Here is a 16057-nt window from a genome sequence, read left to right as displayed (position 1 = left end):
GTAGTCGGCCTTGGTGCGGTCCATGCCGGCCTGGGAGAGTTCGGCACCCCGGAAGAAGTTGCCACCGCCCATGACGACGGCGATCTGCGTGCCCTTGGCGGCGACCTCGGCGAGCTGCTCGGCGATCCCTCGCACGATCGTGGCGTCGACGCCCACCTTGCCGCCGCCGAACGTCTCGCCCGACAGCTTGAGGAGCACGCGGTGGTAGCCGCTGCCGTCGGCGGGCTGGAACGCGGTGGGGGCGGACAACGGTGGGGTGGTGTCGGTCAAGGCGTCATCCCTCGCTCGAAATCGGTCACTCGGATCCTGCCGGAACGACGAGCGGCCCCGCTCCCCGGGACGGGGAACGGGGCCGCTCGCATCGTGCGTCAGCCTCAGGCCTGGCCGACCTCGAAGCGGGCGAACCGCTCGACGGTCAGGCCGGCCTCGTCGACGATCTGCTTCACCGTGCGCTTGGGCTCGGTGATCGACGGCTGCTCCAGCAGGACGAAGTCCTTGTAGTAGGAGTTGACGCGTCCCTCGACGATCTTGCTGATCGCCTGCTCGGGCTTGCCCTCCTCCTTCGCCGTCTGCTCGGCCACCCGACGCTCGGTCTCGACCGCCTCGGCCGGGACCTCCTCGCGGGTGAGGAAGCGGGGACGCGCGGCGGCGATGTGCATCGCCAGGCTGCGCGCGGCCTCCTCGGTCCCACCGGAGTACTGCACCGCGACACCGATGGCCGGGGGCAGGTCGGTGGCCCGCTTGTGCAGGTACGTGGCGGTCGTGCCCTCGAAGACGGCGAACCGGCTGAGGACGAGCTTCTCGCCGATGCGGGCGGACTCGCCCTCGACGATCGCGGCGACGGTCTGGCCGTCGACCTCGGTGGCCAGCAGCGCCTCGGCGTCGGCCGGCTTGCTCTGGAGGGCAATGTCGAGCAGCCGGTCGGCGAGCTTCACGAAGTCGGCGTTCTTGGCAACGAAGTCGGTCTCGCAGTCGAGCTCGAGCAGCGCGCCGTCCTTGCTGACGACGATGCCGTTGGTCGTGGAGCGCTCGAGGCGCTTGCCGACGTCCTTGGCGCCCTTGACGCGCAGGAACTCGACGGCCTTGTCGTAGTCGCCGTCGGCCTCGGTCAGGGCCTTCTTGCAGTCCATCATGCCGGCGCCGGTGGCGTCGCGGAGACGCTTGACGTCGGCTGCGGTGAACTCAGCCATGTCACTTCCTCTGGGTCTGGGGTGGTGCGAGGGAACTGCTACTCAGGAACGGGTGCGGACGTGCCGGGACGCCGTCCCCGCTGCGGGCGGGGACGGCGCCGGGCATCAGCCGTTCTGGGCGCCCTGGGTGCCGGTGCTCGTGTCGCCGGTGGCGGGGACGCCCGCGGTGGGGGCGACCTCGTTCGCGGTGGCCGTGGGCGGCTCGGCCGGGGTCTCCGGCAGCGGGGTTGCGGTGGCGTCCGCGGCCGGCGCGGCCGAGGCGTCCCCACCGGTCAGGAGCTCGCGCTCCCAGTCGGCCAGGGGCTCGTCGCCACCGATGACCGGCTCCGCGGCCTCGCCGCGGCCGGCGTCGGCCTGCGCGGCCGAGCGGGCCATGAGGCCCTCGGCGACCGCGTCGGCGATGACGCGCGTCAGCACCGTGATGCTGCGGATCGCGTCGTCGTTGCCCGGGATCTTGTAGTCGACCTCGTCGGGGTCGCAGTTGGTGTCCAGGATCGCGACGACCGGGATGTTCAGCTTGCGCGCCTCGCCGACGGCGATGTGCTCCTTCTTGGTGTCCACGATCCAGATGGCGCTGGGCACCTTCTGCATGTCGCGGATACCGCCGAGGCTGCGCTCGAGCTTGGCCTTCTCGCGGCTGAGGACCAGCTGCTCCTTCTTGGAGAGGCTGACCAGCGCGCCGGTCTGCTCGAGGTCCTCGAGCTCCTTGAGGCGCTGCAGGCGCTTGTGCACGGTCTGGAAGTTGGTGAGCATGCCGCCCAGCCAGCGCTGGTTGACGTAGGGCATGCCCACGCGCGTGGCCTGCTCGGCGACGACTTCCTGCGCCTGACGCTTGGTGCCGACGAACAGGATCGAGCCGCCGTGGGCGACCGTCTGCTTGACGAACTCGTAGGCGTTGTCGATGTACCCCAGCGTCTGCTGCAGGTCGATGATGTAGATGCCGTTGCGCTCGGTGAAGATGAAGCGCTTCATCTTCGGGTTCCAGCGACGGGTCTGATGCCCGAAGTGGACGCCGCTGTCGAGCAGCTGCTTCATGCTGACGACTGCCATTGCAGCCTCTCTGATCTGCGCGCGACCGGTGGGCCGCGCTCCTCGGTTGTGACGCGGACACCGGGTGGTGCGCCGCCCTGGCGTCCAGCGGCGCCACGCACCCGGCGGTTGCCCGCTGGGACCGAGGTGGCGACTGCCCCGCGTTGGCGGGTGGAGGACGCGCGAAGTCGACCCGTCGGAACGGGCCGCACCGGACAGCATACGCGAGGATCGGGGCCGGTTTCCCCAGCCGTCCGGCCGTCCACAGATCCGCTCCGCCGGTCCTCCCAGGCGCCGTCCCACCCGAGGGTCGGGTCATGCGTGCCCGCTACCTGCTCCCTGTGCTCGTCGTCCTCGCCGCAGCCCTCGCGCCTGCCGCGGCCGGCGCCGAGACCTCCCCTGCCCCGGCTCCGGTTCCCTGGGTCGCGCCGATGGACGGCCGCCTGACGGTGACCCGGCCCTTCGACCGCCTCCCCCATCCGTTCGCCGCCGGACACCGCGGCGTCGACCTGCGCGGGACGCCGTGGAGCCCGGTCCTGGCCGCCGGTGACGGGGTGGTCGTGTTCGCCGGGATGGTCGCCGGCCGGCCGGTGGTGAGCATCGACCATCCGAACGGCCTGCGGACGACGTACGAGCCGGTCGATCCGTCGGTCGGCGCCGGCGCACGGGTGACCGGCGGATCGCCCATCGGCATGCTGGTCGGCGGTCACCTCGGGTGCCCCGTCGAGGCCTGCCTGCACTGGGGCGCCCGCCGGGAGGAGGTCTACCTCGACCCGCTCACGCTGCTGCGGCCGCCGCGGGTCCGCCTGCTGCCGCCGGGCTGACCCGACGAGCTGCGCTTCACTACCCTGCCTCGCATGGCGGCGGTGGATGCGACCGCGCCGCGCTGGCCCGATGTCCCGGCCGGGCGTGGGCACTACGAGAGCTTCTACCTGCGCGCGGTCTCCCCCAGCGAGCCGCGGGGCGTGTGGATCCGCTACACGGTCTCGCAGCCGCCGGGCGGCCGGCCGACCGGCCAGCTGTGGTTCACCTGGTTCGACCGCGACCGGCCCGGTCCCCGAGCCGTGCGCGTCGAGACCGGAGAGCCCGCCAGCGGGGACGGCGGCTGGATCCGGCTGGGCGACAGCACGTTCGGCGCCGCCGCCATCGCCGGGTCGATCGGCTCTCCCGGCCTTGCCGCGAACTGGTCGCTCCATCACCGCTCGGACCAGGCGCCGCTGCGGCACCTGCCCCGGAGCTGGATGTACACCGCGCGGCTGCCCCGCACGAAGCTGGTCTCGCCCAGCCCGACGACGGTCTTCGACGGCACGCTGACGCTCGACGGCGAGACCGTCGACGTCGCCGGCTGGCCGGGGATGATCGGCCACAACTGGGGCGAGCAGCACGCGCAGCAGTGGATCTGGCTCTCCGGTCTGGCGTTCGAGGGCACCGGCGCGGACACCTGGCTCGACGTGGCGATCGGCCGGATCCGCATCGGCCCCGTGACCACGCCCTGGGTCGCGAACGGTGCGATCAGCCTGGACGGGGAGCGGCTGGCGCTCGGCGGCCTCGGTCGGCGCGTGGGCGTGACCGCGGCCGACGACGGTTGCGTGCTGCGACTGCCCGGTGCCGCCTGCACCGTCAGCGCGTCGGTCTCCGCGCCGCCCGACGCGTTCGTGACGTGGGACTACGCCGGCCCCGACGGCGGGGAGCACCGGGTGCGCAACTGCTCGGTCGCCGATCTGGCGGTGCGCGTCGAGCGACCCGACCGGTCGCTGCGCGAGCTCACTGCTCCGGGGCGGGCCACGTACGAGTGGGGCCGCCCATGAGGCTCACGCGATGTCGGCGAGCTTGGTGCGCAGGTGGAGCACGGCCTTGGTGTGCAGCTGGCAGATGCGGCTCTCGGTGACCCCGAGGACGCGGCCGATGTCGGCGAGGGTGAGCCCCTCGAAGTAGTAGAGGCTGACGACGACCTTCTCGCGCTCGGGCAGCTGCTCGACGGCGCGGGCCAGCAGCTGCCGGGCCTCGCCGTGCTCGGCCATGGCCTGCGGGTCCAGCGCCGTCGAGTCCTGCAGGGTGTCGCCGAGACGCGGCGAGCCACCCTCGTCATCGCTGAGCAGTTCGTCGAGCGCGACCACGTTGACCAGGGAGAGCTGACCGAGGAACTTGCGGACCTCCTCGACGTCCATGTCCAGGACCTCGGCGACCTCCTCCTCGGTCGGGGTGCGCTGGAACTTCGCCTCGAGGTCGGCGACGGCCCGCTCGAATGCCCGGGCCTTCATGCGGACAGACCGCGGGATCCAGTCGGTGTTGCGGAGCTCGTCGATGATCGCGCCCCGGATGCGGGACATGGCGTAGCTCTCGAACTTCACCTCCCGGGTCGGCTCGAAGCGGGTGATCGCGTCGATGAGGCCGAACGTGCCGTAGGAGATGAGGTCGGCCTGCTCGACATGGGCGGGCAGACCGCTGCCGACCCGGCCGGCGACGTACTTGACCAGCGGCGCGTAGTGCAGGATCAGCCGGTCGCGGAGGCCGGGATCACGGTTGGCGACGTAGTCGGCCCACAGCTCGGCGAGGAGTGCGTCGGCGTCCTCGGGTGCGTCGTCGTACTCGTCGAGCCGGTGGATGGTGGCCTCAGGCACGGTCGCCCTCCTCGGTGCTCGTGCTGGTCGTCGTTCGCTGGTCCTGCCCCGTCACGGCTGTCGCCACCCTCTCAGCACGCAGCTCTCCGCTCACGCGCGGGGATGCGCCTGGGCATGGACCGCACGGAGCCGCTCGACCGTCACGTGCGTGTAGATCTGGGTCGTCGCGAGGCTAGCGTGGCCGAGCAGTTCCTGGACGGAGCGCAGGTCCGCGCCGCCCTCGAGCACGTGCGTGGCCGCCGAGTGACGGAGACCGTGCGGGCCGATGTCCGGTGCGCCGGGCGTACTCGCGACGGCGGCGTGCACGGTCCGCCGGGCCTCCCGGGCGTCGAGCCGCCTGCCTCGGGCACCCAGCAGCAGCGCCGGTCCCGAGTCGGGCGTGGCCAGTGCCGGTCGGCCGCGGGTGAGCCAGGCGTCGAGAGCCTGCTCCGCCGGGGCGCCGTAGGGCACGCTGCGCTCCTTGCGGCCCTTGCCCAGCACGCGGAGCAGGCGGCGGCCGCGGTCCACGTCGTCGACGTCGAGCCCGACGAGTTCGCTGACCCGGATGCCGCTGGCGTACAGCAGCTCGAGCACCACGGCGTCGCGGAGGCCCACCGGCTCCTCCGCGCCCGCGGTGGACTCGACGACCGCGCGGGCCTGCTCGGGTGCGAGGACGTCGGGCAGCGTCCGGCGGGCCTTCGGGCTCACCAGGCGCAGGCCGACGTCCTCGGGGGTGAGCCCGGTGCGGCGCAGCCAGGCGGTGAACGAGCGGGCCGAGGCCGCGTGGCGCGCGGTGGTCGCCCGGCTGTGGCCGCGGGTGCGCCCCTGGGCGAGCCAGCTGCGCAGCACCGCGAGGTCGAGCTCGTCGACCTGGACCCCGCCCCGCCGCGCCAGGTGCTCGAGCAGCCCGACCGCATCGGTCACGTAGCCGCGGACGGTGTGCTCGGACAGGTCCCGCTGGGTCCGCAGGTGGTCCTCGTACCCGTCGAGGGCCTCGGCCAGGGCAGGCGGCAGCGCCGCGCGCGCGGCGGCCGTCCCCGTGGTCACCTCGGAACCGTCCGACGGCGTCCGGGAAGCGTCAAGCCGCCGCGCCGGGGTCGCGCCCTCGCTTCGGTGGCGGCGTGAGCCGCCAGCCGGTGCCGGTCCACTGCACGAGGTCGGCCAGTTCCAGCGCGGGCAACACCCGCAGGACGTCGAGGACGTCGCAGCCGGCGATGGTCGCGAGCCGCTCGGGACCGACGCCGATGCGCACCGGACAGGCGTCGAGAACGCGCGCGGCGAGGTCGGACAGCCCGTCCCGGGCCCCGCCCGGCCGTTCCGGCGGAGCGGCCAGGTCGGTGCCGATCCCGCCGACCGCCTCGATGACGTGTGCCGCCGATGCGACCAGGGTCGCCCCTTCCTCGCGGTCGCGCAGCAGCTCGTGGCACCCGACCGACATCGCCGACGTCACCGGGCCGGGAACGACGAGGACCTCCCGGCCGAGCCTGCGGGCCCGCTTGGCGGTCGCCTGCGCGCCCGATCGTGCGGCCGCCTCGACGACCACCGTTCCGCGGGTGAGGGCCGCGATCAGCCGGTTCCGCACCAGGAAGCGGTGCCGCAGGGGTGCGCAGCCGGGCGGCCACTCGCTGACGAGCAGGCCGGTCTCGGCGATCCGGGTGAACAGCGCGCCGTGCGAGGCCGGATAGGGCCGGTCGACACCGCACGCGAGCACCGCGACGGTGGGCGCCTCGGCGGCGAGCGCTCCGCGGTGCGCGGCGGCGTCGATGCCGAACGCACCGCCGGAGACCACCGTCCAGCCCCGCTCCCCCAACTGGTGGCCGAGCTCGCCCGCGACGTGCTCGCCGTACGCGGTCGACGCGCGGGAGCCCACGATCGCCACCGACCGTTCGACCAGCTCGTCCAGCCGCGCGGGCCCGCGTACCCACAGCGCCACCGGCGGCACGGGGGCGAGTGTCCGGTCGGACTGTCGCTCGGGGTCCATGGGCTCGTCGGCCACCGCGACGGTGAGTGCGTGCAGCGGCAGGGCCGGCCACTCAGGGTCCTCAGGCACGACGAGCCGCGCGCCGCACCTCTCGGCTCGGAGCAGGTCCGCGAGGCTCTCGTCCTGCGCAGCCCGCGCACCCACCACCGCCCGGAGCCGCTCCGGCGCCGATCCCGACCGCATCGTGCGCACCGCCTCCAGCGGACCGACGTCGTCCACGTAACGCCAGAAGTCCACGGTGCCGGGTTCGCAGACGCGGCTGAGCCAGGCGCGGGCCCGTCGAACCGCGGGGTGTACCTCCCCCGGCACGGCCTGCGCTCCCGCCCCCTCCTCGAGGTCCTCGTCGAGCGTCATGCGACGGCCCGCTGCAGGCGCATGCCCAGGGCCTCGGCGATCTCGTCGCTGCCGGGGACGGGCCGGCCGGCGAGGTCGGCCAGGGTCCACGCCACCCGGAGGACCCGGTCGAACCCCCGGACGGACAGCGCTCCGCGCTCCAGGGCCCGCTCCGCCAGCTGCAGCGACTGTCGCGGTATCGCCCACCGCTCCCGCAGCAGCCGGCCCGGCACCTGGCTGTTCACCGAGAGGCCGGTGCCGGCCAGCCGCTCGGCGGCGGTCGTCCGCGCGGCGAGGACGCGACGGGCGACGTCCGCAGTCGGCTCCGGGGTGCCCATGCCGTCGAGCCAGGCGGCCCGGGTGACCGGCGGAAGGTCCACCCGGAGGTCGATGCGGTCCAGCAGCGGTCCCGACAGCCGTGACTGGTACCGGCGCCGTTCCAGCGGGCTGCAGGTGCAGGCCGTGTCCCCTGCGGCGCTCGCGCAGGGGCACGGGTTGGCCGCGAGCACCAGCTGCGCCCGGCAGGGGAAGGTGGCGGAGCCGGACGCCCGCTGGATCGTGACCTGTCCCCGCTCCAGCGGCTGCCGGAGCGTGTCGAGGACCGCCCGCGGGAACTCGGGTGCCTCGTCGAGGAACAGCACTCCCCGGTGAGCCCGGCAGAGCGCGCCCGGCCGGATCTGGCCCGATCCGCCACCGATGAGGGCGGCCATCGAGGCCGAGTGGTGCGGCGCCTCGAACGTCGGCCGCGTGACCAGCGGGGCACTGGGCGCCAGGGTCCCCGCGACCGAGTGGATGGCGCTCACCTCGAGTGCCGCCTGCTCGTCCAGGGGCGGGAGCAGACCGGGCAGCCGCTCGGCCAGCATGGTCTTGCCGGCGCCCGGCGGACCGGTCAGGAACACGTGGTGCCCGCCGGCGGCCGCCACCTCGACCGCCCGCCGGCCGGCCGCCTGGCCGACGACGTCCGCGAGATCGGGTCCGGGCTGCGCCGCCGACCGCGGTCCGGCGACGTGCGCGGCCAGCGCCGTCCGACCGGCGAGGTGCTCGACGACCTCGCCGAGCGTGCGCACACCGAGTACCTCGACGCTCTCGACGAGGGCCGCCTCGTCGGCGTTCGCCGCCGGGACGACGACCTGCGCGTGGCCGGCCCGGGCCGCGGCGAGCACCGACGGCAGCACGCCCCGGATCGCGCGGACCGAGCCGTCGAGTCCCAGTTCACCGAGCAGCACCAACCGGTCGACGGCCTTCTCCGGGACGGCGCCGGACGCGGCCAGGACACCGGCAGCGAGGGCGAGGGCAATGCCACGGTCGAGACACGCCTAGTTATCGGCGTTAAGCCGGTCCCGCCCGGTGGTGTCACACCGGGCCGGGACCTTGATCCCTCGCCATCCTCAGAAAGGCAAGAGACCCATGATCGAGAGTACGGACCCGGCTGCCCAGATACAGCACCCCGACGCCGCCCAGCGTGCGTTCGCGGTTCCGCGCCCAGGCTGGGCCGAGGTAACCCGCGTCGGGTCGGACATGAACGGGGCGGTCATCACGCACGTGTGGACCGCCCCGACGGTCGCCCGCGGCGGAGTGTTCGCCGGCGAGGTGGGCGCGCCGCTCGAGGTGTGCGTGCAGCAGCTCGACGACGTGATGGTCGACGAATCCGCGGTCGTCTACAAGGCCGGCGAGCCGGTGATCTACCTGTCAGAAGCCGACGTCGAGCTCACGCCCGCGGAGGGGCGCCGGTACGCCTCGGCGATCGTCGAGGCCTGCGACCGACTCGACACCACCGGCGGCATCCAGTGAGCGCGCTTCGCCTCGTCACCGCTGGCCAGAATGACGGCTCTGGCGGCAGCCTCGACCCTGACATCGCCGCGTTCACCCACTGGCAGACCGAACTCCGCGGACTGCGCCCGAACACGGTGCGCGTCCGCGCCGACGTCCTGGGACGCCTGTCACTCTGGCTCGGCAAGCCGCTCCGCGAGGCCTCCGAGGCGGACCTGCTGCGCTGGGAACAGGCGGCCGTGGCCGGTCGGGCAGCGGAGACCCGTCGGGCTTACGTCAGCCACGTAAAGGCGTTCTACCGGTGGGCCGTGCTCGCCGGCATCGTCGCGGCCGACCCGTCATCGCGGTTGACCAACCCGAAGCTGAGCCGGCCACTCCCGCGGCCCGTCCCCGAGGACGTCCTCCGCCAGGCGGTCGCCGCGGCCAAGCCGAAGATGCGGCTGATGATCCTGCTCGGAGCGTTCTGCGGTCTCCGCACGCAGGAGATCGCCGGCCTGCACTGGACCGACCTCGGCTCGGCCGACGGGCAGACGTCGCTGCTCGTCCGCGAGGGCAAGGGCGGCAAGGAACGCGTCGTCCCGGTCCCCGGGCCGGTGCTCGAGGCGATGATCGCGTACGGCCGCCGCCGATCCGGACCCATGTTCTACGGGATGGACGCGGCTCAGATCAGCGCCAAGTCGGTGTCGTGCGCCGTGAACCGCTTCACCCGGCGTCACGGCCTCGACTTCACCGCCCACCAGCTGCGCCACCGCTACGGGACGACGGCCTACCAGCTGACCAAGGATCTGCGGATGGTGCAGGAGCTCCTAGGCCATGGGTCCCCGCAGACGACGGCGCGGTACGCGGCATACGACACCACGCAGACCGTCGACATGGTTCAGGCGATGACCGACGCCTGGACCGGTGCCGGAGACGGATCCTCCGATCTGTCTGAGGCCGAGCTGGCCGAGGTCTCCGACGCGCTCGGCCCGGTGGAGACGGACGTCGACGACGGCGCGCTCGACGACGAGTACTTCCGAACGGCACCGCAGCGGCGTCGTCCGGAACCCCCGAGCGCTGAGCCGCGACCCGCGGTCGCAAGCGTCACGCCGGAACCCCCCGCGCTCGAGGAAGCCGGCTACGCGCACCGCCTGCTGCAGGCCGAGGAGCTGCTCCGGCAGGCGGGCTTCGTCCAGGGCCGTGACGGCTGGCACCAGGCCAGCGAGCCTGCGGCTGCAGCGGATCGGCCCGTGACGGTCAACGACCTCGGTCTGCTCCGGCCCCGGAGGCAGCGGTGATCCCCGATATGGACCCCGACGCCCGACGGCACCTCGCCTGGTGCACCAACGTCAGCGGGCTCACGGAAGGCACCGTGCGGGTCCGCACATCGGTGCTGCGACAGCTCCACCGGGTGGTCGCCCGTCCGCTCCGGGAGGCCACGGAGGCGGACCTGCTGCGCTGGGACGAGTCAATCACCGGCCGGCCAGCAACGAGGAAGGCCTACATCTCCCACGTGGTCAGTCTGTACGCATGGCTGATGGACGTCGGCGTGCTCGAGGTGAGTCCGGCAGACGCCCTCACGGCGCCGAGGGTGCAACGAGGTGTGCCGCCCGCCGGTGCCACCTCGGGAGAGCTGCTCGACCGGTGGGCGATGGCCATGCGGGCAGCGGGGAACGCCGAGCGCACCGTCACCGAGCGACGCCTGCTGCTTGAGCGCGTGGAACGGCACACCGGCCAGGAACCCGCCGCGTTCACAGCGGAGGCCCTCGCCGGCTACCTGGCCGGCCTCCGCACCACCTCGACGCGCTCGACGTACTGGGGTGGTCTGCGGGCCTGGTTCGTGTGGCTGGTCGAGGTGGAGGAGCTGCGGGCCGACAACCCGATGCGGAAGCTGCGCCGGCCGAAGGTGCCTCGACGGCGGCCGCGGCCGGTGACCGACGACCAGCTGCAGCGCCTCCTGGCCTCCGGGATCCGCGGCCGCACCCGCACATGGATCCTGCTCGGCAGCTACCAGGGGCTGCGGGTCCACGAGATCGCGAAGATCCGCGGGGAGGACGTCGACCTCGAGGCGGGGACGCTTCGGGTGGTCGGCAAGGGCGGCATCGACCTCGAGCTGCCACTGCACCCGCTCGTCGCTGCCGAGGCGGCGAAGTATCCGGCGGCCGGGTGGTGGTTCCCGTCCTACGAGGGCTACGGGCGGGCCGGTGAGCACGTCGTGTCCCCGACTGTGTCGATCACGATCTCGCGGGCGATGCGCCGGGCCGGGATTCCGTGCACGGCGCACCAGCTGCGGCACTGGTTCGGCACGAACACGCTGCGAGCCGCCGGCGGGAACCTCCGGGTTGCGCAGGAGCTGCTGCGGCACGCGTCGATCGCGACGACGGCGCTCTACACGCAGGTCGACGACAGCGAACGCCGAGCTGCCATCCTGGCCCTTCCCACCAGCCTGACGGTGGGCCAGCGATGATGACCGCACCCGTGCCGGCATTGGCCCCGATGAAGGCGGAGTCCAGAGCGGCCCACCCCTGTCGACCAGTAAGTCAGCCCGCGTGTGAGTGTGGCTTGGTCTCGGGCACGTTGACGTGGAAAGCGTCCGATCGCAGGGGCTCGGAGTCGCGCAGGAGGAACCGGATCCTGGCGAGAAGCCCCCCTGCGATGAGAGCCAAGACCACTGCTGCCGAGGTCAGGATCAGGTTCGGCGTCCTCGATAGGTCTAGGAGCCATGTCGCGAGGAGCGCGCAGGTCCCTACCGTGACCATGAGCGTGACTGCGAAGAAGTAACGCGCGGTCGTGTCGGCGGTCTCCAATCGCCGATCCGCTCGCCGGGCCAGCAGCTGGACCTCTTTCTCCAGCACAGCCAACAAGGGAGCGGCAGCGGACGGGGGAAGGTCCTTCACGAGCGCCGTGTGCTCACGAACGCGGCGCCGGAGAGATGGCCAGCCGAGCGACGTCAGCAGTGTGACGACGGCGGTGATGAGGACCCCAGCGAGCTGCAGCACCGGGGCAGCCTAGGGGTCGGGACTCGTGTCGGCGTGCCGCCCGCAACAAGGGCGGGCGGCACGCCGGTCGGTGGCCTTCGGCCGGCGGCTACCGGACCGTGGGTGCGGGGTGACGTAGCCGCGGGGCGGGTGACCTCGCCGACGACGACCACCGTGCCAGCTCGAGGTTGGCGTGGCGGTCCTATCCACAGGCTGGGCGAGGAGTGACAGGTTCGAGCAGGGCTTCGACTCCACATAGGGTCGGCCGGTGCCGAACTTCCCTGCGTGCCGCGGAAGGGAACTACTCGCGGCCGTGAAGCGCTTGGGATACACAGTCACTCGTCAGAGTGGTTCCCACCGGACTATGGAAGCGCCAGGACGGCCGCGACTGCTCTTCTCGTTCCACGACAACGCTGAAGTGCCACCCGGACTGGTCAGAAAAGTGCTGGTCAGGGACATCGGACTGGACGTTGACACGGCACTGGACATACTGAAGGGGTGAGCGTCTTGGAGCGTGTGCGCGTGATCTACCACCACGAGGATGGTTCGTGGTGGGCAGAGTCTCCTGACGTGCCCGGGTTCGTTGCCGCCGGCGACACCGTCGGTGAAGTTCGCGCTCTCGTCCGGGAGGGCGTTCCCTTCCACCTTGAACTCTCCGCGGACGACGTCGAGCTGGTGGAGAGCACGGACCACGATGGGCTTGTCATCGATGTGCGTTTCCTGACGCCGCTGGCCGGGATCTCCACCAACTCCGTCTCGTTCAGCCGCGACGTCCACGTCTCACCGGCGGGGCGGACGCCTGTCTGGGCCTGAGCGCGCCTTCAGGGCGACGCTCATGCTCTGCGACTACGCGGCCGTCTCGGAAGGCAAGCTCTACATCAGCGGCGGCGGCTGGTCGGTCACCGGCCCCCAGCCCACGCCGAGCGCACTTGCCCTTTTGCTGCATGTGCCATGGGATCTCGCGAACACGCGGATCGTCTTCGAGCTCAGACTGCTGCATGAGGACGGCCAGCCCGTCATGCAACCCGGGCCGCTGGGTCCTGCGCCGATCGAGCTCGCAGGCGAACTCGAGGTCGGTCGACCTCCAGGGGTGAAGCGGGGTACTCCCCTTCCTGTGCCGGTGGCGATCAACTTTCCCGCCTTTCCCCTCGCGCCTGGAGCGCGCTACTCCTGGGAACTCAGCCTCAACGGGAAGCGGCAGCCCGAATGGCATCTCGCGTTCGATACGCGTCCTGCGCCGGGGGCTGGGGAAGCCATCGCCGGCGGCTGATCGGGCCAGAACGCACCATCAGGGGACGAGCGCCTCGTCGAGGTGCTCGGTGATCGCGTCGCGGAGCTCGCGGAGGGCATCGACGTCCCCGGGGCGGCGGCGCCACTGCCGGTAGAGGCCGTCGATGTGCTGCGTGCCGCGGCCACGGTCGGGCCGGACGGCCGTGCCGGCGCGCACGAGTTCGGCCCGGCCGCCACCGCCGTCCCGGACGCCGTCGCGGCGCCGGTACTGCTCGACGTACTTGCCGCCTCTGGCGCCCTCGGTCGCGACGTCAACGAAGAGGGCGCCGACCCGGATGACCTTGCCGGGCCGGTAGCGCGGCCGCGCGAACTCCTGGCCGCACTCGATGGTCACGGCGTCGCCGGGAGACAGCGCAGCGATCTCGTCGGCGGTGAGCCGGTTGTCGAAGCCCACGGTGGTCTTCCCCTTGCGTGCGGCGCGCCGGCGGCGTCGAGCGGCGGTCGCTCGCCGGGGAAGGTGCCGTGGCCGGCCATCGAAGATGCCGCGGTAGAGGTGAGGAAGCCGCAGGTACGGTCCTGCGCCAGGGACCGACCGACGGGGGTGGAGAGATGGTGTGGTGGCGTCGCGGTGCCGGTTACCGGACATCGGACGTGCCGGGGGCGCCTGGCTTCTCCGGGATCGTGTTCGACCGCCTGTCCCTGGACCTGACCGCGATCCGGGAGGTCGGTCAGGAGATGACCCGGTTGGCAGGCGAGGGTGCGGAGCTGCTGCTGAGGAACACGCGGCCCGCCCCTCTCACCTTGGAGAAGCTGGACGACCCCAGTCCCGCGGACCTCGAGTTCCTCACGTTATCGACCGCCAGGCGCACCCCCGAGGGGGTCTTGCAGGAGAGCCCGATGAGCCCCGGCGACCCCTTCGCCTTCTTCCAGTTTCGAACGAACCAGCCGATCATGGCCCCCGGTATCGGCGCGACGTTGACTGTCGTCTGTGGCGACGCGAATCGTTCCCCGCAGCTGGCCGACGAAATCGCACGCCTCGTGGTGAAGCTCGGCAAGCCGCTGCCGAACGCTGCTGGCCTGATCTGGGCCGTCGCCGGCCTCGGCATCACGGCGCTCGTTGTGCTGACGCTGCTCGCGGCCATCCTCGGCGTGCTGCACCCGCTGCTCTGGATACCGGTGGCCATCCTCGTGTTCATCGCAAGCGTCACGCTCGTGCGGTGGGCGAAGGCGCTTTTCCCGTCCAAGGCGCGCACGCGCAACGTTGTGCTGATCGATCCGACCCCACGTCGGGAGGTGCGCCTGATGAGGGCGAATCACCGGCGCGACGCCCGGGTGGCGCTCCTCGGGTTCGGCTCCGCCTTGCTCGTGGCGGTGCTCGTCTACTTCCTCGGCATCAAGTAGGCCGAATGAGCTTCGGCTCAGATCCCGCGGGGTGGCCAGCCGGGTTCCGGCTTCTGGTCGTAGCGCCAGCCGGCCAGGAGCCACCCGGTGGGGGCGTCCGGCGCGTGCCGCATGAGGAAGCCAAGCTGGCGGATGTCCGCAGCCTCCCCGCGCAACTGCGTCGCCTCGCGACCGCCACCGAGGGACCTCGTCGGTCCCGTGACGTCCGAATAGGGCACCACGATCAGCAGCTCGTGGTCTAGGTCGACCGGCCGTGGCTGACTGCCGAAGCCGATCCCCGCCGGCCATCCCGCGAACGACTCGTCCATCGCTTCCAGCCAGATCTCGCCGAACTCCGCGAAGAGCGGGTGCTCGACCGCCGCGAGGCCTGCGAGCGCTTCCGCGGCCGCCCGGCCGCCCGGGGTCCCGTCGTCGTCCAGGAGGACGAACCTCTGGGCGGACGCGAGCCGCAGCTCGGGTGTCATCAGTTCCATGGCCCGGTCCCAGCGTCGGTCCTCGCGGACGGCGAGCAGCCAGGTGGTCAGGGTGGGGATGGGGCCGTCGTCGCTGGCCATGGCAGCGACCTCCGGCGGTGGGACGTCCTCCTCGGGGGTGGTCATGGGGTCAGCCTGCCGCTCATTGCCGACATGCAGCTCACATTCTCCCCCTGGTGATCGTGATGAGCTCCTGCTCGATCGCCAGGGCCGCCCGGCGGAGATCGCGGTCGTTCATCAGGTTGAACGGCGTCTCGACCTTGATCGTGATGCCGCCGTTGATCGTGATGCTGGCGGCCGGCGCCACCGGGGCCGGTGCCCCTGCCTCGCGGGGCGTCGTAGCGACCGGTCCGCCGTCGGCCATGCGCTTCGGCTGGATCACCTGGGTACGGCCGGCGTTGAGCGCGTCGCGGAAGGCGTAGACGCCGCCCTGGCCGCCCATGAGGTCCACGTCTCGGGCGTCGAGCACGTGCTCACCATTCGACAGCTGGTAGCGCGCACCGCCCGGGCCCATCGCCGGGATGAGGTCGTCCAGGGGGCCGCCCGGCCCGCTCACCCCGCCGCCGGCTGCTAGGCCGATCCCGGCGAAGATCCCCCCGCCGTCTGCGAGGCGGGAGACAGCATCGTCGATGGCGCCACCCGTCGCGCTCTTGGTGATCACCTGCTGGAACACGTAGCTGGTGCGGTTGCGGGCCGCCCAGTTCAAGGCCGCTTCCGCGGCTCCCGTGTTGGCCATCAGGGTCGCGACCGGAACGATCTTCTGGTTGGCGATCGTGTGCAGGTTCAGCATCAGCGCGGCCGCGGCCTGCTTGAAGCCCTGGTCCCCGAGGAACGCCTGAGGGGTGGGCCGCTGCCCGGCGAGGGTGTTGGACATTCCCAGCGAGTTCAGGATCCCGCCGACGAACGGGATGCTGTTGAGGCCGGCCATCGGCGTCGGGCGCTGCGCGTCGAGCTGAGCGACCTTCCCCATCGCCTCCGCCTGGGCCCCGGCGAACAGCGAGCTGTTGAGCTGCGCCTGCGGGATCGCGATCTGTCCGCCGAACGCCGACAGGGCGGTGTTCGCCATGCCGAGCGCCGTGGACAGCGGCACCGT

Annotated in this window: 18 protein-coding genes and 1 pseudogene; 8 read left to right on the top strand and 11 right to left on the bottom strand. The window is 72.2% G+C overall.

Annotated features, from left to right (window positions below; translation table 11 throughout):
* The 3 genes and pseudogenes from pyrH to rpsB form a co-directional block, all read right to left on the bottom strand.
* A pseudogene (pyrH, locus tag E4P40_RS20530) lies at positions 1–249 on the bottom strand (UMP kinase); the annotation flags it as partial.
* Between the two features lie 125 nt (positions 250–374).
* On the bottom strand, positions 375–1190 hold the full coding sequence (gene tsf / locus E4P40_RS20525) for a translation elongation factor Ts (RefSeq protein WP_135160345.1): 816 nt from the start codon (positions 1188–1190) through the stop codon (positions 375–377).
* 105 nt (positions 1191–1295) lie between these two features.
* Positions 1296–2240 carry a 30S ribosomal protein S2 gene (rpsB, locus tag E4P40_RS20520; RefSeq protein ID WP_135160344.1) on the bottom strand — a complete coding sequence of 315 codons (945 nt, stop codon included), beginning with the start codon at positions 2238–2240 and terminating at the stop codon, positions 1296–1298.
* Positions 2241–2536: 296 nt separating this feature from the next.
* On the opposite strand from rpsB, the gene E4P40_RS20515 reads away from it, so the two are divergent.
* Together E4P40_RS20515 and E4P40_RS20510 are read left to right on the top strand one after the other, a co-directional pair.
* On the top strand, positions 2537–3043 hold the full coding sequence (locus E4P40_RS20515) for a M23 family metallopeptidase (protein ID WP_135160343.1): 507 nt from the start codon (positions 2537–2539) through the stop codon (positions 3041–3043).
* A 33-nt stretch (positions 3044–3076) separates the two neighbouring features.
* Positions 3077–4027: a hypothetical protein gene (locus E4P40_RS20510; RefSeq protein WP_135160342.1), complete on the top strand. Its 951-nt coding sequence runs from the start codon at positions 3077–3079 to the stop codon at positions 4025–4027.
* 3 nt (positions 4028–4030) lie between these two features.
* Here E4P40_RS20510 and whiG read toward each other — a convergent pair whose 3' ends face one another.
* The 4 genes from whiG to E4P40_RS20490 form a co-directional block, all read right to left on the bottom strand.
* Positions 4031–4840, bottom strand: coding sequence for an RNA polymerase sigma factor WhiG (gene whiG, locus E4P40_RS20505; protein ID WP_135160341.1), 810 nt, complete (start codon positions 4838–4840; stop codon positions 4031–4033).
* Between the two features lie 90 nt (positions 4841–4930).
* Positions 4931–5866 (bottom strand): tyrosine recombinase XerC, encoded by a 936-nt coding sequence (locus E4P40_RS20500; RefSeq protein ID WP_135160340.1) that lies wholly within the window; start codon positions 5864–5866, stop codon positions 4931–4933.
* 31 nt (positions 5867–5897) lie between these two features.
* Positions 5898–7154: a DNA-processing protein DprA gene (dprA, locus tag E4P40_RS20495; protein ID WP_135160339.1), complete on the bottom strand. Its 1257-nt coding sequence runs from the start codon at positions 7152–7154 to the stop codon at positions 5898–5900.
* Positions 7151–8431, bottom strand: coding sequence for a YifB family Mg chelatase-like AAA ATPase (locus tag E4P40_RS20490; RefSeq protein ID WP_280790635.1), 1281 nt, complete (start codon positions 8429–8431; stop codon positions 7151–7153). Before E4P40_RS20490 ends, dprA begins: the two co-directional genes overlap by 4 nt.
* Positions 8432–8651: 220 nt before the next feature.
* On the opposite strand from E4P40_RS20490, the gene E4P40_RS28235 reads away from it, so the two are divergent.
* The 3 genes from E4P40_RS28235 to E4P40_RS20480 are packed head-to-tail and all read left to right on the top strand — an operon-like array spanning position 8652 to position 11349.
* On the top strand, positions 8652–8924 hold the full coding sequence (locus E4P40_RS28235) for a hypothetical protein (RefSeq protein ID WP_167762319.1): 273 nt from the start codon (positions 8652–8654) through the stop codon (positions 8922–8924).
* The gene (locus tag E4P40_RS20485; RefSeq protein WP_167762318.1) at positions 8921–10180 is read left to right on the top strand and encodes a tyrosine-type recombinase/integrase; all 1260 of its coding nucleotides are present in this window, start codon (positions 8921–8923) and stop codon (positions 10178–10180) included. The genes E4P40_RS28235 and E4P40_RS20485 overlap by 4 nt, the downstream gene beginning before the upstream one ends.
* Entirely contained in the window at positions 10177–11349 is a 1173-nt protein-coding gene (locus E4P40_RS20480; protein ID WP_135160337.1) for a site-specific integrase, read from the top strand. Before E4P40_RS20485 ends, E4P40_RS20480 begins: the two co-directional genes overlap by 4 nt.
* Before the next feature lie 73 nt (positions 11350–11422).
* Here the strand turns inward: E4P40_RS20480 and E4P40_RS20475 are convergent, their stop codons facing one another.
* Entirely contained in the window at positions 11423–11881 is a 459-nt protein-coding gene (locus E4P40_RS20475) for a hypothetical protein (RefSeq protein ID WP_135160336.1), read from the bottom strand.
* Positions 11882–12358: 477 nt separating this feature from the next.
* On the opposite strand from E4P40_RS20475, the gene E4P40_RS20465 reads away from it, so the two are divergent.
* Together E4P40_RS20465 and E4P40_RS20460 are read left to right on the top strand one after the other, a co-directional pair.
* Positions 12359–12673 carry a type II toxin-antitoxin system HicB family antitoxin gene (locus E4P40_RS20465; protein WP_135160334.1) on the top strand — a complete coding sequence of 105 codons (315 nt, stop codon included), beginning with the start codon at positions 12359–12361 and terminating at the stop codon, positions 12671–12673.
* Between the two features lie 22 nt (positions 12674–12695).
* Positions 12696–13130, top strand: a complete 435-nt coding sequence (locus E4P40_RS20460; RefSeq protein ID WP_135160333.1) for a hypothetical protein — start codon at positions 12696–12698, stop codon at positions 13128–13130.
* A gap of 18 nt (positions 13131–13148) precedes the next feature.
* Here E4P40_RS20460 and E4P40_RS20455 read toward each other — a convergent pair whose 3' ends face one another.
* A complete protein-coding gene (locus E4P40_RS20455; RefSeq protein ID WP_135160332.1) occupies positions 13149–13544 on the bottom strand; it encodes a hypothetical protein in 396 nt (131 codons plus the stop codon).
* 227 nt (positions 13545–13771) lie between these two features.
* Here E4P40_RS20455 and E4P40_RS20450 point away from each other — a divergent pair, with 227 nt between their 5' ends.
* Positions 13772–14491, top strand: a complete 720-nt coding sequence (locus E4P40_RS20450; RefSeq protein WP_135160331.1) for a hypothetical protein — start codon at positions 13772–13774, stop codon at positions 14489–14491.
* A 17-nt stretch (positions 14492–14508) separates the two neighbouring features.
* On the opposite strand, the gene E4P40_RS20445 is transcribed toward E4P40_RS20450, so the two are convergent.
* Positions 14509–15090, bottom strand: coding sequence for a hypothetical protein (locus tag E4P40_RS20445; RefSeq protein ID WP_135160330.1), 582 nt, complete (start codon positions 15088–15090; stop codon positions 14509–14511).
* 34 nt (positions 15091–15124) lie between these two features.
* The coding region (locus tag E4P40_RS20440; RefSeq protein WP_209305438.1) for a hypothetical protein at positions 15125–16057 on the bottom strand (933 nt) is incomplete at its 5' end.

This window comes from Blastococcus sp. CT_GayMR20 (assembly GCF_004570345.1).
Note: the sequence above shows the minus strand (reverse complement) of the source record. Positions and strands in the feature narration are given on the sequence as shown.